This is a genomic window from Alteromonas sp. MB-3u-76 (assembly GCF_002831605.1).
Taxonomy (GTDB): domain Bacteria; phylum Pseudomonadota; class Gammaproteobacteria; order Enterobacterales; family Alteromonadaceae; genus Alteromonas; species Alteromonas hispanica.
Map to the genome: position 1 here is coordinate 1,389,374 of NZ_CP025115.1, position 20,908 is coordinate 1,410,281.

The following is a 20,908-nucleotide window of genomic DNA, read 5'->3' on the forward strand; positions in this document are numbered from 1 at the left end:
ACCTAAAAATAACACCTGTGCTTTTTTGGGGTTATCTGTTGCGCTCGCTCGCAGAAAGTATAGCTAATTCAAACATAGCCAATTCAATAGTCACTGATTCAACCACAAGTTCAAGACAATGTTTACTTTAATGCGGATAAAGAGCAATCTAGCGTTAAGCGTTGCGCGCTTCTTATTGCTAAATCACCAACCGTGATCGATGCCATTCGCAAGTAATCAATAATTCGTTGCGCGCTAAAAGGCTGGAATTTAAAAAGCTGGGATTGAAAAAAAAGCAATGACACAGAACAAAACTACAAAAATAGTCATACTCGGCGCTGGCAGCGTAGGATGTTATATCGGTGGATGTTTGCTAGCCGCCGGCGCAAACGTGAGTTTTATAGGTAGGCCCCGTTTACAGCAGGATATAGCGCAATATGGCCTTCATATAACCGATTGGGAAGAGCGAGACAGTAATGTAAGTAGCAGCGATATTCATTTCACAACAGATAACAATGCACTGACTGAAGCAGACTTTATTCTGCTTTGTGTGAAAAGTTTAGACACAAAAGCCGCAGCAAACGTCATAAATCAGTACGCTGCGTCACATTCTATCATTGTGAGCTTTCAAAATGGCGTGACTAACGGCGATGTACTGCAATCACTTTTACCTCACAGCGTAATGCGCGGAATGGTTCCCTTTAATATTTTTTATAGAGGGAAGGGGCACTTTCATTGCGGTACTGAAGGCCATTTAGCCATGGAGGATAAACACGGCATATGCCAGCCATTGTTAACTCTGTTCAGCAAAGCAGGGCTTCCTGTCACCGTACACGACGATTTGAAAAGCGTTCAGTACGGTAAGCTCATACTCAACTTAAATAATGCGGTCAATGCATTATCGGGCATTCCGTTAAAACAACAGTTGGCCAATAGAGATTACAGGAAAGTAGTCGCTGAAGTGCAAAAAGAAGCGCTTGCGGTTCTTAAGGCAGAAGGAGTAACACCTGCGCGCACCGGCAAGGTAATACCCTCTCTTATGCCTTATATTTTATCGCTTCCAGATAGTCTGTTTAAGCTGGTTGCCGCCTCTACATTAAAAATAGACCCACAAGCTCGCTCCTCTATGTATGAAGATCTCGAGTTAAACAGACCGACAGAAATCGACTTTCTCAACGGTGAAATCGCGCAAAAGGGCGAGAAGCACGGAATAGCGACCCCGGTAAACAGCCATATTGTGAAATTGATGAAACGTGCAGAGCAGAATGCGAAAGGCTCACCTCATTTATCTGCTTCGCAGATGATGCCCTAACTGCACAGTTAAAGCCGAAGCCAAAACCAAAGCTTAGCCCAAGTACGAGCTTAGCACTTCGATAAGCTTTACTCTTTCAATGGGTTTACTGATATGTGCATTCATACCCGCTTTCTTGCTTTCTTCTATATCGTGTTGCATTGCGTTAGCGGTTAACGCAATAATTGGCGTTTTTATATTACGCTCTCTGCGAATGATTCGTGAAGCCTCATATCCATCCATTTGCGGCATTTGAATATCCATCAAAATAAGATCGTAGGACGCATCAGATAGGGCTTCAAGCGCCTGTATTCCGTTCTCGACTCGTTCTATCACGGCATTGGTATTACTGAGTAACGACCTGATAACTTCTACATTAATATCGTTATCCTCGGCGAGCAAAATTCGACACTTTTTAAACTGGATATGCGCAGGCGCTGAAGCAGATGACGGTGATCGCTTTTCTTCTTTCTCATCGCCTACCGCTAACCTTAGTGTGAAAGAAAATGTTGCTCCGCTGCCTTTTTCACTCTCAACGTTAAGCGATGAGTTCATTAACGCCAGTAAGTTATTGCTAATATTGAGGCCAAGTCCCGTGCCACCATATTTTCTTGCGGTTGAACTCTCTGCCTGAGTGAAAGGCGAGAACAAGTGGTCTTGCTGAGATTGAGAAAGACCAATTCCCTCATCTTTCACCCAAACTTTTAACGTGCATATATTTCCTTCAATATGTTCAACACCTATTCCAATTTCGATGTTGCCCGCATCAGAAAACTTAATGGCGTTGCTTATTAAGTTTGCCAAAACCTGCTTTAGCCGTAATTCGTCAAAAACAAGGTATTTGGGCAAGGTCTTGTCGATATTAAAGCGCAGTGATAAACCTTTTAGCGATGCTTGCTCATAAAAAATATCAGCGAGATTGCTAACGCTTTTTTTGAGGTTATGGCTTTCTAACTCAAGCTCAAATTTTCCGGCTTCTATTTTTGCAAAATCGAGTAGGTCATTAATAAGCTGCAATAACATTTGTGAAGAGCTGACAATGCGACGAGTGAGCTTTTTATTCTCTCTATCTTGCATTTTATCAATAAGCACCTGACCGAAGCCGATAATTGCGTTTAGCGGTGTACGAATTTCGTGACTAATGTTTGAGATAAACTCTGTTTTGAGACGGCTGTGTAATTCAGCCTTTTCTTTGGCGTCTAAATAAAGTTTATTGGTTTTATGAGACTTGCGCAGCAGCAGTAAAATAATCACGATGGTGGAAAGAGTGAGCAGAACCAGCAGTACCAGAAGTTTAGAGTAAAGGCTCTGACTCTCTTGAGCAGCATTTTGGGCTTTAAACAGTTCGTTGAACGCCTCGTTTTCTTTTTCCAACTGCAGTGCTTTCTGCTTTTCTTGTTCTATTTGCTGCACTAAGTTTGCACTTTCTATCAGCTCTAAATCTTCATATTTTTTCGCTTTTATATATTCCTGGTGAAACTTCTCATACTGGGAAAAAGCAAGTTGATAGTCGCCTCTTGCAGCGGTTATTTGTGAGGCCGTTTGTTCTAATTGTGCTCGCCACGTCGTGCTCTCTCCCGGCCGACTGTTGTCGTACAAATCACGAGCCATGTTCAGCGCGGTTTCAGCTTTTTCCAGATCACCTCGCGACAAATGTGCTTCTGCTTTTAGCCTGTATATTTCACTGTCGTAAAACGATGATGTAAGCGGGTGGGCAAGAATTTCCTCAGAAAGCGTGAGGCTTCATCAAGTCGTTGAGCTCTAAAGTAGGTAGTTGCCATACCATATGTAGCAAGATATTCAGAATACTGAATGTCTATTTTTACATCATGGGTAATCGCATAATTGAAATACTCAAGCGCTTTCTCATATTGGCCAATATTTCTATACAAAATACCAATAGCATAAAGGCTGTCGCTCATAAGTACCCACTGCTGCGACTTTTCTGCGCCATTGAGCGACTTTTGATAGTAATCAAGTGCAATATCAAATGCGCTGATAGACTGATAGTAGTCGGCGACTATGGTGTCGTATAACGGCCGAAGCTGTTGCAGGTCGTTTTCTGTAAGCAGGAGGTTGAGCTCGCTGATAAGCTTTGCATTTGGAGCAAAAACCTGACCTTCACTATAAGTGAGAATAAGATAAGCAATGGCATAAGCTTTGACGTTAGCTGATGCGGCGGGGTGTGATATGACCTTGTCAAAGTAGCTATAGCTTTGTTGGTAATCTGCATTCAATCCATATATACGCGCAATGCCGGTGGACACGGTTAAGCCTTGTTGGCTGTCATTTTCAAGAGTTTGCAGAATAGCAAAAATACTGTCGTTAGGAGATTGGTGTAATTTGAGTAGATATTGAACGTAATAACTAGCAATTAAGCGTTTCGTATCGGTATCTATGCTTTTCTCGCTTAGCCAATCCTCCATTGATTCAATGGCCTCGCCAATGGGCATGGGAAGCTCATTATCTACGCGATTTACCAATTCGTTTAACTGAGAAACTTCGAAAGCCTGAGCGTGCCTATGAAAAGACAGCGCGCAAATAAGCACTAGAAAACAAAATGTGGTTATTCTCGTCAACTTCTTGAAGCCCATATTTAACAATGATTTTTGTAATGCGGAAATGCCGGTTACGAATTTGTATCGTACCGTAATTCGCATGTAAGTCTAACCCTTGTTTCTCAAATAAAATGAGATATATGCGCCAGAAAACAGAAGAATATGGTTGTAACTCTAAACCCGTAAATTTGTGGCCCTTAAAAATAAAGCTCCTAAAGAGGAGCTTTAACAATGTTATCAGCAGCTAGCGTATCGCTTACTCACTCTTTGATAATAAAATGCGCAACATTCTGCGAAGAGGCTCGGCAGCGCCCCACAGCAGCTGATCGCCAACTGTAAACGCAGAAATATATTCTGGCCCCATGTTTAGCTTACGAATTCGGCCCACAGGAATGGTCAGAGTGCCGGTGACTTTAGCCGGAGTAAGTTCTTGCATGGTGATATCCCTATCGTTAGGGATAACTTTCACCCATTCATTATGTGCGGCGAGAATGGCTTCTATTTCCTCTACAGGCAAATCCTTTTTAAGCTTAATTGTAATAGCTTGACTGTGACTGCGCATCGCGCCTACACGAACACATATTCCGTCAATTGGAATTTCCTTTTTCTGTGCAGAACTAACGCCTAATATTTTGTTTGCTTCAGCCTGTGCCTTCCATTCTTCGCGGCTTTGACCCGAAGGTAGCTGAGAATCTATATACGGAATAAGGCTGCCGGCAAGAGGGACGCCAAATTGTTCACTTGGGTAGTCTTCACTACGAATAAACTCAGCCACCTGATGGTCGATATCGAGGATAGCTTTTGCTGGGTCTTCAACGCTGGTTTTTACGTTGTCGAATATGGCGCCCATTTGCGAGATAAGCTCTCGCATGTGTTTAGCTCCAGAACCAGACGCCGCTTGATAGGTCATGGGAGAGGCCCATTCAACCAAGTCTTTTTCAAACAGTCCGCCTAAAGCTAGCAGCATAAGTGATACGGTGCAGTTACCGCCCACAAACGTACGCACTCCTTTCTCGATGCCAGTAGATATTTCGCTGTTGTTAACAGGATCTAGCACAATAATGGCGTCATCGTTCATTCGAAGTGTTGACGCAGCATCTATCCAATAGCCGTTCCATCCAGTGGCTCGCAAGTCTTCATAAACTGCTTTGGTGTAATCACCGCCTTGACAGGTAATGATAATATCTTGCTGCGATAGTGCGTCTATATCGTATGCGTCTTCTAAAACACCGGTGTCGCCATTGTCGGTTTTATTGGCAAAGTTCGGTGCGGCGCTACCTTTTTGAGAAGTGGTAAAAAATGTGGGCTCAATATGCGCAAAATCGTCTTCTTCTTGCATGCGCTGCATTAGTACTGAGCCAACCATACCGCGCCAGCCCACTAAACCTACTTTTTGTTGTGCCATTGAATCGAGAACCCTTGTTTCTAAAATTGATAAGTACTGGCTTACACCGGCTTCGTGCCGCTATAAAGCCTGTGAGGTGATTAGATAACCTAAACCACGTATACCTGTCGTTTTTATTTTTATGCCCGCAGTCTAAGGGTTATTTTCCCATCTTGCTAGCAGGTTTTTATAGATTGCAGCAGGGCTTGAGAAATCGATTGCTAAGTGGCAGTTAAACTTGCTTTTGTCAGGAACACTTTTTATGCTCAAAATGAATTTTGATTCCTTATAAAAAAAGAATACAGCGAGAATCTACCCAATGAGTGTTGCTAATATTATGTCTAAACGCGTGGTGAGCGTTTACATGGACGACAGTCTACAGTCGTTGCGAGAACTATTTACTGCCACGGGGTTTCACCACTTAGTTGTGGTTCATGAGCACAAGCTGCAGGGCATTATATCTGACAGAGACTTGTTAAAAGCGGTGAGTCCCTTTGTAGATACCATCAGCGAGCGTATGCTAGACAGGGCAACGCTAGATAAACGTGCCCATCAAATCATGACTCGTGATGTTATAACCATGAGTCCCTACGACTCTATTTTTACTGCCATTGAGCTATTCAATAACAACAAAATATCATGCATTCCCATTGTCGATGACAAGTCGCACCCGGTGGGCATGGTGTCTTGGCGAGATGTAATGCGCTTCATGCAACAACGAGTTGAGTCGAAGCGCTAGGGAGTGTAGGTTATTGCTGCAAAAAAAAGTTAGCACAGTGGTGCTAACTTTCTCTATCGGCTAGCAGCCGCTACTGTTTGCGGTAGCTAACTTTAAATAGCAAGCTGTATAGAACAGGCACGGCAATCAGGGTTAAAACAGTGGCGAAGGAAAGACCGCCCATAATCGTCACTGCCATATCTGCAAAGAAGGGGTCGAAAAGCAGAGGCGCCATACCCAGTATGGTAGTCACTGCCGCAAGCGCAACAGGTCGAACACGACTTAGCGTGGCTTCTACAATCGCTTTTCTAATCGCCAGCCCTTCCTCAATTTGAAGATCAATTTCCTCAATTAATACAATAGCATTCTTTATTAACATGCCGAACAAACTAAGGAATCCTAGTAAAGACATAAAACCAAATGGCATGCCGGTGGCAAGTAGACCGGATACCACACCCACTACTGCCATAGGAACCACAAGCCAAATGATCAGAGGTTGTCTGGCGCGGCCAAATAGCAACACTGATATGATAAACATCACTAAAAAGCCTGCTGGTAACCCTGCTCCCAGCGCTTTTTGGGCATCTCGAGAGCTTTCAAATTCTCCGCCCCATTCAAGGTGATAGCCCGGCGGTAACTCGATAGACTCGACAACCGGTCGTATTCTCTCGAACGCCTTTGCAGCAGTCTCGTTAGGACCAGGTTCACCCTCTACCGTAATGGTGCGCAAGCGGTTCCTTCTATGAATTCGCATTTCTTCGGTAACAAGCTCCAGCCCTTTAGACACCTGCGTGAAGGGAACATACTGGCGCTGCTGTGAAGACCAAACCTGTGATTCTCGAATAGACTGTAGTTCGGTGTCTTCGGCTTTGCCCATTTTAGCCATAATGCTATACGCATAGTCGCCGTCTTGGACCGTACCTAACTGCACGCCACTGCTGGCATATTGCACAGTTTGGCTAAAGTCAGAGTGGGATACACCAGCAATGCCTGCATTATAATTGTCATACTGAGTATTAATGGCAAACCCTTTCTCGCGCCAGTTATGACGCACATCGATAATTTGCTCATCTTCTGCAAATAGGCGCTTAGCCTGCTCAGCTATTTCTCGAAGAACCTCAGTATCAGGGCCAGAAAATCTCGCTTCAAGTTTGGCGCCAGACCCCGGGCCAAACTGCATGCGCTCCATGTAAAAGCTGGCATCGAAGTCTAAGTCGGTTAGCTTATCTGATAGCGCTTTTTGAATAGAAGGAATACTATCCAATGTTTTTGCCCTAACCATAAAGAAGGCATAATTTTCGTTTGCACTTTTCGGGGCGTAGGTAAGAGTAAACCTGTCAGCACCCTGACCAACAAAGGTGGTAACAGCCGTTACATTTTCCATTTCAAGAATGCGTTTCTCGGCTTGTTTGGCGATGACTTCGGTGGCTCGAATGTCACGGTCTTGCGGGCCCCAATAGTGAACAAAGAAGAGTGGAGCATTGGAAGGAGGAAAGAATCCTTGTTTCACCATACCAAAACTGCCATATGCCACAACGGTAATAACTACTAAGGCGGCAATGGTAACCCAACGAAATTTGAGTGCTTTTACGAGTGCACCTTTAAAATAGGTGAGCATGGTTGAGGGTTTTTCATCACCACCTGACGACATACCTTTTCTATAAAAGTAGGCTCCCAATACAGGCACAAGGGTTACCGCTAATACCCAGCTTATAAGCAGTGACACAAGCACAACAGCAAATAGTGAATATAAAAATTCGCCTGTGGCGTCGTTAGATAACCCAATACCTGAAAACGCTGCAATACCAATAATGGTGGCTCCCAGCAACGGCCATTGTGTGCGCTTAACAATGAAGCTTGCTGCGCTTTTTGCAGTTGTACCCGTGGCCATTCGCAGCATCATACCTTCTGCAACCACAATGGCATTATCTACCAACATGCCCATAGCAATAACCATGGCTCCTAGGGATATACGCTGAAGCTGAATACCCATTAACCACATTATCAAAATGGTACCTAGTACGGTCACAAGCAAAACAGTGCCCACAACGACACCAGAGCGCCAGCCCATAAATAGGCACAAAGTGAGGGTCACCACAGCTACTGACATCACTAAGTTGTTAATAAACCCATCTACCGACTCATCAACAACCGAGGCTTGATCGTAAATCGGTGTCAGTGTAATACCCACAGGCAATTGTTTCAGCAATTCGTCTACTTTGGCGTTTACTTTCGCACCTACATCCACAATATTGACATCTTCAAGAGCTGATACGCTGAGCGTTAATGCTTCTTCTCCGTTATAGCGCACTAACACAGACTGAATGTCTGCTGGCTCAAGTTTTAGCGTTGCAATGTCCGCTACCCGTAAAGAGCGATTGGTACCAGGAATAACCACTGATAAATTAGAAATATCTTCTAGTTTATCGGGAGCGCGCTCAACAATAATTCTGACATTCTTTTCGTCTACTTTTACGCGACCACCATTAAATGGGCGAAGATTGTCTTGAAATAAAGAGGCTAAATCGGGGAATGATATGCCCAAACCGGCCAGTTGATAGGGGTCGATGTAAGCCACTATTTGCTCTTTTTGTACACCGGTTACATCCACTTTTGCTACCCCTTCGGTAGTCAGCAAGTCGCGACGTATAATACGAGCAAACTCACGTAACTCACGAGTGTCAAAATCGGGTGCACTTAAGGCGTAGTAAAGACCATATACATCACCAAAATCGTCGTAAACAATAGGGTCTTGCGTACCGGTAGGAAGCGAACTTGCGGTGTCGCGAATACGTTTTCTCAGCTCGTCCCAAATTTGAGGAAGTACTTTACTATCGTAAGTACTTTTTACTTCAACCGTGACTTCTGACAAGCCGGGAGATGATACCGAGCTTACCTTTTTAAGTTGAGGCATTTGTTGAATAGCAATTTCAAGTCGCTCGGTAACTTCGCGCTCTACTTTTTCTGCACCCGCGCCAGGGTAAGCGGTATATACCTTTACTTGTTTAATGGTGAAAGCAGGGTCTTCTAAACGTCCTATTTTCGACATCGCCAGAATACCGCCTAACAGCAGTATTACTACCATAAGCCATACATTAACCGGCTTATCTATTGAGAAGCGCGCTATATCCATGAATTACTTTTCTCCTTTATATGGGAGGACTTTCATGTCGGGCGTCATTTTTGTGGCTCCCGCCGATACTACGCGCTGCCCAAGACGAATATCGCCTTCAACAATAGCAAGTTCATTTTCGATGTGTTTAACGCTGATTGACTGTTTGTTAACGCGGCTGTTGTTCTCGTCAAAGATCCATATAGCAAACCCATTATCCTTATCTCCCACTAACGATTTCACCGGCACGACAAGTCCTTCAGGGTACATAGAGCCTTGTAGGCTTACTTTTACAATAGCGCGAGCGCCAGGGGTAAGGGGTAACTCTTCACGGGGCTCCATGGCAAACACGACTTCGTAAGTTTGCGATACCGGATCGGGCTGGGTTGAATGTTCGACGTAAGTTACTGGATACCACTGGCTTCTATTGGTGGCAAGGGTAGCACTTGCCTGCTTTATACCACGGCCTAAATTAGCGGTGAGCAGCCGTTCAGGTACATTGATATTAAAATAGATTTTTGACATATCCTGAAGTCGAGCAATGGGCGTACCCGCAGCAACAAAACTATTATTTTCAACGAGTCGTTGAGATAGTTTGGCATCAAAAGGGGCATAAAGCTGGGTGTAGCTCAAATCTTGTTCCGCATTTTTTAAATCAAGCACAGCAAGTTCGTATGACGTTTTTGCCGAATCAAGGGAGCTTTGAGCAACAAGATTTTGTGTGAACATTTTCTCGATGCGGCTAAGTTCACGCTTAGACTGTTCTAGCCGTGTTCTCGACTGCTCTACGCGGCGCTCAAAAGGCTCTCTATCGATAGTGGCTAAGAGTTTGCCCTTCTCAATATCACTTCCCGTTACAAGGTCGGTTTGAATCAGGCGACCAGACACTTCAAAGCTTAGATCTACCGTTTTAACCGCTGATACTACCGCAGGAAAGGTAAATTCATCAAAATTTGGTATATTGCTAATCGTTGCCAGCTTTACATAGCGCGGGGTGGCGGGTTCTGACGACTCAGTCTTTTCCGATGTGCATGCAGCAACGGTTAAAAAGGTGATCGCAGTAACGATAAAAGTACGAGAGATTCGCATCATGGACATAATGTTTTGTAATCCATATCAAAGTAAATAAAAAGAGAATAGAAGAAACGGAATTAGCCGAATGGAGCTTCTTCTTAAAGTAAACTGTTGAGTGCATTTTAGTGTGCTTCATTTGAAAAGTAAACTGTTCAGTGTAATATGTGCCTTAGCATTCATTAAGACTTTATTAAATGACAGACATTACGCGCAGACGAAGCGATAAAAAGCGAGAAGCTATCATTCAGGCCGCCACCCAAGCGTTTCAGGAGTTTGGGGTGAATGGTACAAGTATGGATAAATTGGCCGAATTGGCAAATGTATCGAAGCGGACCGTTTATAATCATTTCTCAACCAAAGAAGATTTGGTGATGCACTTAATCAAAGAGCAATGGCAGAGTGCATTAGTTGATATTAATACAGAATATAAAAGCGACTCGCCTTTAAATGAGCAGTTAGAGGATTTAGTATTTCAAGAGGTATCGTTTATGTGCAGCGACAGCCACCTTGAACTAGCCCGTGTTGCCATTGGTCACTTCTTTTACAAGCCCGAAAAGCTAAAAGACGAAGTTACACAGTTAAAAGCGCAGGAATCTTCGCTGCACCGCTGGCTCAAAAAAGCTGAAGCAGACAATAGGCTAACATTTGAAGATATAGGGCAGGTGGTTAATGAAATAGACAGCCTCATTAAGGGGCAGTCTTTTTGGCCTCAACTATTTAAGATAGAAGACAACCTAAGCGACGATGATAAGTGGCGAATTACGAGAAATATTGTCGCCATGGTGTTAAGTCGATATGAATACTAGAAAGCGAAGCACTGCATGATTAGCAAGCAGCTTCGCTTTCAAAAGCCTTCCCGAATCTGATCTCTAGCAGGATGGTACTACAGTGTTATTGTCCGTTTTTTGCAAAGTTTATCAGAGTTTCTCCATCCATTCGGTATCCAAGCCATTCGCTTTTCGCTTTCGCGCCTAGCGACTCATAGAAGTCGATAGCCGGCTTGTTCCAGTCAAGCACACTCCATTCAAATCTTCCGCAATTGTTATCAACGGCGATACCGGCAAGATGCTGCAATAGCGCCTTTCCTGCGCCTAAACCGCGAGATTGTGGAGAAACATAAAGGTCTTCTAAATAGAGTCCATTACGCCCTTGCCATGTTGAATAGTTAAAAAAGTAAACTGCAAAGCCTATGGGCACACCCTCATTTTCGCATATGATGCAATGAGCCGTGGCTCCCTCACCGAATAAAGTGTTGTGTAGGTCAGCTTCCGATGCTTCTACTTCATGTTCTGCTTTTTCATAAATTGCAAGTTCCAGAATAAACTGACGAATTTGCTGAATATCATCTGGGGTGGATTGGCGGATTGATAGGGTATTACTCATCGGTATTCCTTATTTGCTTTTATCGACCACGGCTATCAAGTGCCGGCTTATGGTCATTGATTGACGCGCTCTCACCGCCTGTTGTGCTTTTTACCAACTTACTCTTAATCCATGTAAATGGCTTTCTCAAATCAAGCAAAATCAAATACAAGCAGGGCACTAAAATAAGTGTTACCAGAGTAGCATAAAGCACAGCAAAACCCAGTGCAGCAGCCATTGGCACTACAAATGCTGCCTGCAGACTGGTTTCAAACATTATAGGTAGCACGCCAACAAAAGTAGTAATTGAGGTGAGCGTTATTGCTCTAAATCTAGCCGTGCCTGCCTCAACAACCGCTTCTTTTACACTGAAGCCCTGACTTCGGCGTTGATTAACAAAATCGGTCATTACCAAAGAATCATTTATCACTACACCAGCTGCCGCAATAAGGCCAAATGTAGACATCATAGAGAGATCTAAACCAAGCAAAAAATGTCCCCAAATAGCGCCGGTTAAGCTAAACGGAATGACCGACATGATAATGAGAGGCTGACCATAACTTTTCAGCGGTACTGCAAGTAAAATGTACACCATCACCATGGCCGCCAAGAAAAACAGCAGCTGCTCACTTTGTTGTGCCTGCTGTTCTTCAATATCGCCACCAAGTTCTGTCATTACAGTCGGAAATTCTTTCTGAAGTTGAGGGAGAAGAGTGTCTTTGATGTCTTCTACCACTTCGTTAGGCTCAACCGTTTCTTCGTCTATATTGCCCCAAACGTAAACGCTTCTGTATCCTCCTTCACGCCGTATGTAGCTAATGCCTGGCTTTTCTTCCAGGTACACGACATCGCCGAGCATCACTTCTTCACCGGTCGGGGTTTTAATGAGCGTGTATTTCAAGTCGGCAAAACGCTCGCGGGTAAGCTCCGGGTAGCGCACCATAACGCGCACTTCTTCGCCATTTCGAATAACACGCTGGGCTTCACCACCATAAAATCCAGCGCCAACCTGAGAGGCTATGTCTGAGAGTGTTAATCCCAAATCGTAAGCTACCGGCAGTAATGTCATCTGCACTTCTTTACTTGGAGGGTCGATAGTGGAGCTAACGTCAAACAGTCCATCCTGTTGTTGTAGCATTTCAATAAATTTTAATCCTGCCGCGTTTAAGGTATCTATATCTGAACCATAAAGAAGATACCCAAATTCGCCATCGTCACCGCCACCGTTTACATCATCAACAACGGTAAAAGATTTCATTCCAGTAATTTCTGGTATGGCTTCACGCCAGCGCCGCGCCAATTCAAATGTATCGATGGGGCGCTTTTCTTCTTCCACTAGGGGAGCAAGAATTTGTGCTTCAGTGCGTGTATTGTTAAATGCCAGCCTGTCTCTAACCATGCCTGAGCCAAATTCATCAATTATTTGCTGCTCAACATCAAGTATGGTGTTTTCTACGATTTTGAGCGCATCAATGGTCGCTTGGTCTGAAACATTCTCATTCATTTCTATTCTTACGCTTGGAAAATCGTGAGGTACTTTGGGGTTTGGCACCATGCGAACATAATTCGCACTTATCAGGCCCCAGCTCAACATAAGCATGGCAATGAAAAGCATAAACACTACCCAACGAATTTTAATGGCTGCCTCGACCGTTCTTTTGTAAGGTCCATTTATAAAGCTTTGGAAGCGTTTATTGAACTTAGAACGCCAGCTATCGGGTTTTACTGGAGAAAACGAGGTGTGTGCTAAATGAGCAGGTAAGATGAGCTTAGATTCAACTAAGCTAAACACTAAGCATAAAATAACAACAACAGCGATGTTGTAGAAAAAAGCGCCTTCCGGGCCGCTACTTAATGTGAAGGGTGCAAAAACCGCAATGGTTGTTAGTACACCAAACGTTGCCGGAGTGGCAACGCGCTTGGCACCACGGATCACGTTATCTACTCCGCCGCCTTTGCTTTCTATTTCTGTGTAAGCACTTTCACCGATAACTATGGCGTCGTCCACCACTATCCCAAGCACCATAATAAATGCGAACAACGAGAGAATATTGATACTTATGCCAAATACCGGCATGAGCATTACCGCACCAAGAAAACACACTGGCAAGCCGAGCATCACCCATATGGCTAACCTAAATCGCAAAAAGAGAGTTAGCATAAAGGCTACTAACACTGAACCTTGCAGAAGATTAGACAACATCATATCAAGGCGAGCGTTAAGATAGTAAGTTAAGTCTACCAACACTTCTAATTGCACATCTTGTGTAAAAGATTTATTTTTTTGCTCTATATAGGCTTTAACTGTCTCGGCAACGGGAATGGTGTCTTGTGTTTTGGTGGCTTTAACGGCCATTGCAATAGCATTCATACCGTTATACTTAAAGTATCTTTCACCCTCTACAAAACCATCGTTTATGAAGGCGACATCTCCTAAAGTTACTTTGGCGCCGCCCTGACCAATTTTAACAGGGATATTGGCAAATTCTTCGCCGCTGTAAAATTGGTTTTCCACTCGCACAGAAACAAGCCCGGCGTTGGTGCGTATTTGACCTGCTGAAATGTTTGCAGAATAATTATTGATTGAACGGGTGACATCAGCAATAGATAGACCGTACTTTCGTAGCGTATCGGGCTTTATTTCTATCGCAATCTCATCATTGGGAGCAGACATCTGAACCAGTGATACTGTGCCTAGCTGCAAGAGTTCGTCTTCTACTTCCTTCGCTATTTGCTTTAGCTCAGAAAGTGGTAAGTTACCCACCAGCGGCATCTCTATCACGTCTTGTTGAAATTCTACTTGCGAGACATTGACTGGTTCCATACCGGCGGGAAATGTTGCTATGCCGTCTATTCGAAGTTTTACCTTATCAAGCACATCAGTGAGTTCTGCATTTGTGTCTATTTCTAAACTTACAGTACCATTTCCTCTAAATGCTCGGGACACAGTGCGCTTTATTTCAGTTATGTCTTTTATCGCCTCCTCAATTTTTATGAAAATACTTTCTTCTATTTCTTGAGGAGAAGCACCGGGGTAATTGGCAGTAACCGTGATATAGTTAATTTCAATATTGGGAAACATTTGACGTTGTATAGTGGCAAAACTGGCAATACCCATAACGATGATAAACACCATCAGTAAGTTAGCCGCCACTGAGTTACGCGCAAACCAGGCAATAATGCCGTGTTTTGTATCGTTATGCGTATCCATGAAAACCCCTAAATTAGTTTGCTTTCGCTGTCACTGCATTAGCAGTATTTTCAATCACTCTTACTGCCATACCGTTTTGCGGGTATTCAGGTAAACTCATCACAACTTTCTGAGGGTTAAAGTCGCCTTGAATAAGAAAGTCGCCACTGTCTTCACGCACCACTTTAACTTTGTGAGAGTGTAGGGTGTTGTCTGCATCTAACGTCCACACTTTCTGTTCAGTAACCAACTCCTGTGGTATGCGGAACACGTCTTCCAATACCTTACCTTCAAAACTTACTGATACGTAAGAACCAAACTTAAGGACAGGTTTGTTTGAATTGATACTATAGGGGTCGTTAACTCGCGCAACAAAGTAAGACATGCGCGTATTATTATCTACAATGCCTGTATCGCGATGAATCACACCTTTTACAGATATGCCTTGCCCGTTTTGATTTGAAATCGTGTTGTCAGAAACCGTCACTTCACTGCCTACCGTTTTCGCCTCCAGAAATCGACTATCAAAGCCAGCAACAGGAAAGGTGATTTCAGCAGATTCGATATTGTTAAGTACTGCAACCGGTGAGCCTTGTGTCACATAGTCACCGGTGCTTATGCTGCGAGATACAACCAGCGCGTCGTAGGGCGCTTTCACCTTACAGTTTTCAAGATCGCGTTTGGCTATCTTCAATTGTGCTTCTGCAGATTTTAAGTTTGCCTCTGCACTCATCACTTGTGGCTTACGCAAATAAAGCTCTGAAACCTGAGAGTTAGGCATAGTTTTCGCCTCTCTCGCGGCTACGTCCGCCTGGGCTTTTTCTTGAATAAGTTGTGCTTTAGCACTCGCGACATTTGCCTGAGCAGAGAGAAACGCCGCTTCATAGGTGTCGGCTTCAACGGTAAATAGCACTTCCCCTTTGCGCACCAGACCGCCACTGACTAACTTTGGATTCCACATTTGAACTTCACCCGACACTTGCGCAGCAAGGTTTGTGGTTTCTAGGGGCATAACTTCGCCATAAGAGCTAAGCTGCACGCGAACGTCTTCGGGGGTCAAAGAATCAATTGTTACGGTGGGGCGGGTATCTATTTTTTCCGTAGGCGTTTTGTCAGAAGCTGACGCTTCAATACCTTTCATACCGGCGTATCCTAGGACAAGAACTACCGCGGGTAATACAACTTTCGACCACTTCATTTTACTACCTAAACTTACTGCTAATTCTGGTTATAGTTTAACGTTTATCTGACGTTTTTTGTCAAAGAAATTGTAACGAAAAGTGAGTCGAATAACGTCGAGAGAGCGAAACTGGCTATTCACAATCTTAGCCGATACAGACTTTATTGCGACCGCTTTCCTTGGCGCGGTACAATTCCATATCTGCATGACGTATAGCGTCTGCAAGGGGGAGTGCACAGGAAACTTCACACACGCCAAAACTGCTGGTTATGTGAATGTCGCTGTCGCCGATTGCGACTGCTGAGTAGCTTAGTGCCTCACGCAGCTCCTCCAGCACGTTTACAGCCTCTGAGGAGGTGGTTTCTGGGAATATAAACATAAACTCTTCACCGCCCCAGCGTGCAAGAATGTCTTGCTTTCGCAACCGTGAGCTGAAAATTTCTGATATTTTTACCAGTACGTCATCACCCGCTTCGTGGCCGTAAGTATCATTGATGCTTTTAAATCTATCTATATCAGCAATGGCAATTGAGAATACCTTTTTGCTGCGCTGAATCCGTGCATACTCTTTTTCTAGCGTGACCTGACAACCGCGGCGATTCATTAACTTGGTCAAATGATCGTGATTGGCTTGCTGCTCAAATTGTTCAGAGAGGTCTAGCGCTGTCTCATAACTTTTTTGTCTGCTGTACTCATAAAACGCAGAGAGGAAGGTAACGGTAAGAAATGAATATAGCAGCCGAGATTTAAATGCGTATGTGTAAGACGTTAAAAGCAGCGATTCGTCGAAAACAAAAAAAAGCAGGGTGCAGGCAATGGTAAATACCAATAAAGCGAGTAGTCCCCGAACGAAACCAGCAAAAAACATGGTGACCGGAGGCACTAAATAAATCCACAGCGGGCCCGTATTATCTTTTCCTCCAGTAATAAGCAAAAGAAACACTAACACCATTAAGCACGTTATTAGCAACGTCATGGAAACTGTTCGTGAGCGAGGCGTACCAAAATGAATTTGTATTCGTTGAGATAGCGCAAAAGTAATGCTTGCGGTAAGTAGAATAATAGCTAGTGGAAATTCTTGCCCGATGAGTGCGCGTATGCCTAAAAAGAAAGTGATCGAGACGCCAACAGCAGAAAATAAGTTCACCACCATAATACGACGATTGGTTTCGTCTTTGTAGTGTCGACTCACACCACTCATCACATACTGTTTTAGAAAACTCATCATAAAGATTAGGCTGAAGGTGCTCTGGTGTTGTGTGTACTATCAGCAACTTTACTGGCTAACTCCACTAAAGCGTGCCGCATGGCTGTTATGCTGGCGGAAAAACCGTCGTTCTCTAATTCGGTCTCTATAAGAAACGACTCCCTATGGACATTTGAATGCATGTCAGTAATGACAAAGTCACCTTTCAGCACAACATTGCCTTTGTATGTGCTTATAAAATCTGAAACGTAAAGGTTTAGCGTAGACAAATTCCCTTCTAGCGGATTTTTTGCCGATGTCAGGCTTATGTTTTTTAGGGCGAGATGGTCGCTAAGCGATTTTCTCAAACCTTCTTCAACAGGCTCGGCCCATAAATGGGTGGCAGAGATGTGCAAGTTAGTATCGCTAACTTGATAGACTAGCCCGCGATGTTTTAAATAGTCGGGAAGCGTAACCTTGTTGAAAACAAGATTGGTGTTATTAGTATCTGAGTACGCAGTTGTGTTTTGGGCTTTAGAGGGAACTGCCGAGTGCAATAAATAGTAAGACAAAGACGGATTAGAACCTGCACACCCGCTGATAAATAAAACTAAAATTGTTGCCAGTGCAAACCTGATGTTTCCTTTTTTCGAAAAAAAACCAGTGTTCATTGCCATTTTTATTTTCCCTAAACTCTTTTGTCTTTTAATGACAAGAGTATTAACTACGTTTATTAAATGAACGTCAACTTTTCTCAATTTCTGATAGGCATGCTCTCTCATTTTACTTCTGAGATATCACGCATGTTTCCATTGCCTTTCTCTGGCCTTATACGTTCAGAATAAATGAATTCTACGCTTATTTCTCTACTGCTTTAGGCTGAATATCTTCATTGACCTCACGAGAAAAAATAAGGCTATTGGGCGACTGATTTAGCTTAAGCAATAATGGTTGAATTGTGCGCATAGTGTCTTGAAGCGCATCCACCGTTTCTTTTATTTCTGACTTGTCGAAGCCACCTTCACTGTAATTTTTCAATAAGCTATCTAAACTTATCAGGACTTGATTCAAATTACTATTTAGCGCTTTCGCATCAATGTCCTCAATAAGAAGGTCAAAGTCACTGCTTGCGGTCTCTACTGATTCAGCGGCTAGCTTCATGTCTTCTACCGCTAATTGAACGTTTTCTACCATTTCCTTAAGCGGTAATTGATTAATTTTATCCAGTATGGCATCGGCCTTTTGAGTCAGCTGTGTGAACTCATTGCTCACGGTAGGAATAACCTCGTACCCATTGATCACCCTAATTATACTGCTCTCGGAGGCATCGGGAACGTGTTGAAGATCGACATACAGCCCGCCGGTAAGCACGTTGCCCATTCTTAAGGTTGCGCGTAAATCGCGCTCCAACCAATTGCGCAGCGTTTGTTTTATCGCCCGTAAACCTTCTTCAGTATCTGGCTGTCGAGCTTTGCCAGGATAAATATTGATAAGGACAGTGATAGGGTAGTCTTGTTCTAAAATGTTCCCTTCCACTGCAGGGAGGGAATTAATACCTGTCACGTTACCTATTTCTATACCGCGGTATTCAACCGGCGCACCAACGGTGAGTCCTCTCACACTTTCATCAATGAGTAATAAGTATTCGGCTGCCACTTTGTAGCGGGCGTCTGAGGCTGCGCTGCCGTCTTCAAAAATGGTAAAAAACGCATTTTCTACCACCCGTTCGCCTTTAGGTACACCCTCGGGAATACCAAAAGTTATACCGTTAGCTAAAAGTGTTTCGAGACTGCCTGTTTCAACACTTACGCCACTAGATTCAAGCTGTAGTTTAATACCACTGACATCCCAAAAGCGTGTATTTACAGTGATAAGTTTGTGATAGGGAGCTTCAATAAAAGCATCATAATAGACCACGCGCTCTTCAATATTGAACGTAGCATCTTCAAACTCACCGACTTTGAAGCCTTTGTAAATAATCGGGTCGCCAGGTTTGTAGGCAAACTCATCATCGCTTCTTAACATCACGTGAAGCCCTGGTGTTCCCGGCGGGGTAACAGGAGGGCGGGAAAGCGCGTTAAAATGAAACTGTTCTTTTCCATTGTCCTCTGCAGACATGGCAATATAGCTGCCCGAAATGAGAGTGCTGAGGCCAGAGACTTCTGAAAAACTGATTCGCGGAGCAACCACCCAAAATTCAGCATTTTCATTGAGTAGGTGCGATGCACTGGCGTCGATGCGAGCCGTCACTAGCACTCCGTCAAGATCGGGTTTTAGGGAGATTTTCTTTACCTGACCTATTTCTAAATCTCGTACTTTAATAGGGGTTTTATTTATCTCTATACCTGTTGCCGAGTGCAGCTCTATGGTGATGAGTGGGCCTTGGTTTTTCCACTGGTAATAAACCATCCAGCCGCCAATTAACACCACAATAATGGGAATTAACCAAATTCGGGAGACGGATGATGTTGGTTTTACCTCTGCCTCGTTAATGTTCGCATCGTTTGTGGTCATGGTAATTGCTTCCACTGCTGCCATATAAGCCGTGAGTCAAATGTCATTGCAGCTATCATTGTAATAAAAACAACGGCACAAAAGGCGAGAGCCGCTTGGCCGGGATAAATTGATAATGTATTTCCCATCTGTATCAGCGATACCAGCACTGCAACCACAAAAACGTCAATCATAGACCAGCGGCCAATAGCTTCTGTCAGTCGGTAGTAGCGAGTGCGCAGTTTTTGTGAGCCTGTTCGCTGTCGTTGAACGGAATAATTTAGCCATCCCAATATTAATATCTTCGCCACGGGGACAACAACGCTGGCAAAAAGAATAATAAGCGCCACCGGATAAGACCCAGACTCCCACAGTGACAGCACACCACCAATAATGGTGTTTGGCGTTTCTTGGCCAAAGAGTTCAGTATACATAATTGGTAAAAAATTAGCAGGAATATACAAAACACATGATGTTAAAAGTAAAGCCCAGGTTCTTTGGATACTGGCGCTAGCTTGAGATGCACTCAGTGGTTTGGGCGAGGGTGGCGTACCTTGCTTTAACCACATAGCATAACGAGTGGGATCAAACTGCATAATAGCTAACGTGGTGAAGGCACTAAACCCAATAAACGCATAGAAAGATAAACCTATTGTTACATCAGCGAGTTCGTTAATTTTAATAAGACTCACTAATGTACCAATTAGAAAAATTTCAGCCATACTCCAGGGGAGTAACCCCTTAACGACTGAAAAAAGACGGTGAAGGTAGAAGGAACGTCGTTGCTGTAATTGTGCAATTGACAGCCATACCAGGCCAACAAGTACTAAGCCCGGCAGCATAACAGTGGCAAGGCCCGTAATAATAGCAAGTGATAGATAGTCGTTTTCAATCAGTACGGTTATCCCGGATGGTAGGTCAATGCTGTGCTTTTGCCCACTAGCCCTAAACGTTAAAAAGTTAAAAGGAAGGGATAATAATAAAAACACTAACGCACTGAACGCATAAGCGATTAGCTTTTCAGTGGCATTATTCTTGAAGGTAATCAGGGTATGTCCGCATTTAGGACAGGCCGCCCTTTGACGGTGAGCAAGTGTGGGTATACTCACGCTAGTGTGGCATTGGTCGCACACTATTGTTAATTGCTCGGCTTTTTCCATACTAGTCGCTAACGACACCCGTTGTGTGTAATATCAATAATATAAAGCATTGATTTTTAGTGTCTACCAAATAGCGTTTTCTTTCCATGTCTTTAGCCAAATCTGCGTTTTATACTTAATAAATAGCGATATACCTGATGCAAAAACTACGAGCGTTTCAACAATTCCTCACTACCGGTCGCAAGCGTAGCTATCGAATTTTTACTCAACAAAGCGTTCAG

General features: G+C 43.7%; 15 protein-coding genes. 3 read left to right on the top strand and 12 right to left on the bottom strand.

All coding sequences use genetic code 11. The annotated features are described in order from the left end of the window. The first annotated feature begins 277 nt into the window (after window positions 1-277). Window positions 278-1,291 carry a 2-dehydropantoate 2-reductase gene (locus tag CW735_RS06260; RefSeq protein WP_100971309.1) on the top strand — a complete coding sequence of 338 codons (1,014 nt, stop codon included), beginning with the start codon at window positions 278-280 and terminating at the stop codon, window positions 1,289-1,291. 33 nt (window positions 1,292-1,324) lie between these two features. On the opposite strand, the gene CW735_RS06265 is transcribed toward CW735_RS06260, so the two are convergent. The 3 genes from CW735_RS06265 to asd all read right to left on the bottom strand — a co-directional run bounded on the left by CW735_RS06265 (window position 1,325) and on the right by asd (window position 5,233). Next, the gene (locus tag CW735_RS06265; RefSeq protein ID WP_232368375.1) at window positions 1,325-2,923 is read right to left on the bottom strand and encodes a response regulator; all 1,599 of its coding nucleotides are present in this window, start codon (window positions 2,921-2,923) and stop codon (window positions 1,325-1,327) included. 14 nt (window positions 2,924-2,937) lie between these two features. After that, entirely contained in the window at window positions 2,938-3,930 is a 993-nt protein-coding gene (locus tag CW735_RS19850) for a tetratricopeptide repeat protein (RefSeq protein ID WP_232368376.1), read from the bottom strand. A 154-nt stretch (window positions 3,931-4,084) separates the two neighbouring features. Next, window positions 4,085-5,233 (bottom strand): aspartate-semialdehyde dehydrogenase, encoded by a 1,149-nt coding sequence (gene asd, locus CW735_RS06270; RefSeq protein ID WP_100971311.1) that lies wholly within the window; start codon window positions 5,231-5,233, stop codon window positions 4,085-4,087. Between the two features lie 298 nt (window positions 5,234-5,531). Here asd and CW735_RS06275 point away from each other — a divergent pair, with 298 nt between their 5' ends. Continuing rightward, window positions 5,532-5,951 (top strand): CBS domain-containing protein, encoded by a 420-nt coding sequence (locus CW735_RS06275; protein ID WP_100971313.1) that lies wholly within the window; start codon window positions 5,532-5,534, stop codon window positions 5,949-5,951. Window positions 5,952-6,021: 70 nt separating this feature from the next. Here the strand turns inward: CW735_RS06275 and CW735_RS06280 are convergent, their stop codons facing one another. After that, window positions 6,022-9,063: an efflux RND transporter permease subunit gene (locus tag CW735_RS06280; protein ID WP_100971315.1), complete on the bottom strand. Its 3,042-nt coding sequence runs from the start codon at window positions 9,061-9,063 to the stop codon at window positions 6,022-6,024. Between the two features lie 3 nt (window positions 9,064-9,066). Further along, complete coding sequence (locus tag CW735_RS06285) at window positions 9,067-10,140, bottom strand: efflux RND transporter periplasmic adaptor subunit (protein ID WP_232368377.1); 1,074 nt, start codon at window positions 10,138-10,140, stop codon at window positions 9,067-9,069. A gap of 170 nt (window positions 10,141-10,310) precedes the next feature. On the opposite strand from CW735_RS06285, the gene CW735_RS06290 reads away from it, so the two are divergent. Next, window positions 10,311-10,922, top strand: a complete 612-nt coding sequence (locus CW735_RS06290; RefSeq protein ID WP_100971319.1) for a TetR/AcrR family transcriptional regulator — start codon at window positions 10,311-10,313, stop codon at window positions 10,920-10,922. 85 nt (window positions 10,923-11,007) lie between these two features. Here CW735_RS06290 and CW735_RS06295 read toward each other — a convergent pair whose 3' ends face one another. The 7 genes from CW735_RS06295 to CW735_RS06325 form a co-directional block, all read right to left on the bottom strand. Next, window positions 11,008-11,499: a GNAT family N-acetyltransferase gene (locus CW735_RS06295; protein WP_100971321.1), complete on the bottom strand. Its 492-nt coding sequence runs from the start codon at window positions 11,497-11,499 to the stop codon at window positions 11,008-11,010. 19 nt (window positions 11,500-11,518) lie between these two features. Beyond that, window positions 11,519-14,689: an efflux RND transporter permease subunit gene (locus CW735_RS06300; protein ID WP_100971323.1), complete on the bottom strand. Its 3,171-nt coding sequence runs from the start codon at window positions 14,687-14,689 to the stop codon at window positions 11,519-11,521. A 13-nt stretch (window positions 14,690-14,702) separates the two neighbouring features. Beyond that, window positions 14,703-15,866, bottom strand: a complete 1,164-nt coding sequence (locus CW735_RS06305) for an efflux RND transporter periplasmic adaptor subunit (RefSeq protein WP_071979451.1) — start codon at window positions 15,864-15,866, stop codon at window positions 14,703-14,705. A 127-nt stretch (window positions 15,867-15,993) separates the two neighbouring features. Beyond that, window positions 15,994-17,049 (bottom strand): GGDEF domain-containing protein, encoded by a 1,056-nt coding sequence (locus tag CW735_RS06310; protein WP_232368378.1) that lies wholly within the window; start codon window positions 17,047-17,049, stop codon window positions 15,994-15,996. 32 nt (window positions 17,050-17,081) lie between these two features. After that, entirely contained in the window at window positions 17,082-17,711 is a 630-nt protein-coding gene (locus tag CW735_RS06315) for a PqiC family protein (protein ID WP_071981221.1), read from the bottom strand. A 181-nt stretch (window positions 17,712-17,892) separates the two neighbouring features. After that, window positions 17,893-19,548, bottom strand: a complete 1,656-nt coding sequence (gene pqiB / locus CW735_RS06320; protein WP_071979449.1) for an intermembrane transport protein PqiB — start codon at window positions 19,546-19,548, stop codon at window positions 17,893-17,895. Beyond that, complete coding sequence (locus CW735_RS06325) at window positions 19,545-20,687, bottom strand: paraquat-inducible protein A (RefSeq protein WP_100971325.1); 1,143 nt, start codon at window positions 20,685-20,687, stop codon at window positions 19,545-19,547. Before CW735_RS06325 ends, pqiB begins: the two co-directional genes overlap by 4 nt. Window positions 20,688-20,908: the final 221 nt, after the last annotated feature.

Coding starts and splice junctions, on each gene's coding strand:
- CW735_RS06300 (WP_100971323.1), bottom strand. CDS start 14,689: ATGGATACGCATAACGATACAAAACACGGCATTATTGCCTGGTTTGCG.
- CW735_RS06290 (WP_100971319.1), top strand. CDS start 10,311: ATGACAGACATTACGCGCAGACGAAGCGATAAAAAGCGAGAAGCTATC.
- CW735_RS06310 (WP_232368378.1), bottom strand. CDS start 17,049: ATGAGTGGTGTGAGTCGACACTACAAAGACGAAACCAATCGTCGTATT.
- CW735_RS06285 (WP_232368377.1), bottom strand. CDS start 10,140: ATGTCCATGATGCGAATCTCTCGTACTTTTATCGTTACTGCGATCACC.
- CW735_RS06305 (WP_071979451.1), bottom strand. CDS start 15,866: ATGAAGTGGTCGAAAGTTGTATTACCCGCGGTAGTTCTTGTCCTAGGA.
- asd (WP_100971311.1), bottom strand. CDS start 5,233: ATGGCACAACAAAAAGTAGGTTTAGTGGGCTGGCGCGGTATGGTTGGC.
- CW735_RS06325 (WP_100971325.1), bottom strand. CDS start 20,687: ATGGAAAAAGCCGAGCAATTAACAATAGTGTGCGACCAATGCCACACT.
- CW735_RS06315 (WP_071981221.1), bottom strand. CDS start 17,711: ATGGCAATGAACACTGGTTTTTTTTCGAAAAAAGGAAACATCAGGTTT.
- CW735_RS19850 (WP_232368376.1), bottom strand. CDS start 3,930: ATGCGAATTACGGTACGATACAAATTCGTAACCGGCATTTCCGCATTA.
- CW735_RS06295 (WP_100971321.1), bottom strand. CDS start 11,499: ATGAGTAATACCCTATCAATCCGCCAATCCACCCCAGATGATATTCAG.
- CW735_RS06275 (WP_100971313.1), top strand. CDS start 5,532: ATGAGTGTTGCTAATATTATGTCTAAACGCGTGGTGAGCGTTTACATG.
- pqiB (WP_071979449.1), bottom strand. CDS start 19,548: ATGACCACAAACGATGCGAACATTAACGAGGCAGAGGTAAAACCAACA.
- CW735_RS06280 (WP_100971315.1), bottom strand. CDS start 9,063: ATGGATATAGCGCGCTTCTCAATAGATAAGCCGGTTAATGTATGGCTT.
- CW735_RS06260 (WP_100971309.1), top strand. CDS start 278: ATGACACAGAACAAAACTACAAAAATAGTCATACTCGGCGCTGGCAGC.